This window comes from Bradyrhizobium sp. Kon56, from assembly GCF_055807635.1.
The window spans coordinates 1-289 of record NZ_JBVVOU010000282.1 but is presented as its reverse complement, the minus strand read 5'-3'; the positions used below and the strand labels follow the sequence as shown (position 1 = coordinate 289).

The 289-nt window shown below is 53.3% G+C and carries 1 pseudogene; it reads right to left on the bottom strand.

What is annotated here, in order from left to right:
• Positions 1 to 289: pseudogene (locus AC0L3B_RS38980) on the bottom strand (hypothetical protein); the annotation flags it as partial.

Below are 289 nucleotides of genomic sequence, written 5' to 3'. Positions count from 1 at the left end.
GGATTTTCTCGTTGGCCCTGGCGTCAAGCGACGGGACATTTTGCGGGACAGGAATTGGCTTGAATTCAGCCGTCGTTATCAGGTTTGGAGGGGCAATGGCAAACCCACAAGGGGCAAGGTACTTATTGACATAGAGCCACGGAGGAATAGCAGCGTTCACATCCATCGAGTCGATGTCCGCAAGCCCGTCATAAAGAGCCTCTGCGAACAGCGCTGCGTTCTGGCCTGCAGATTGAGCCATGAATGTTTCAAGATCTGATTCTGCCCAGCTTTCAGATGAGCTGGTGCC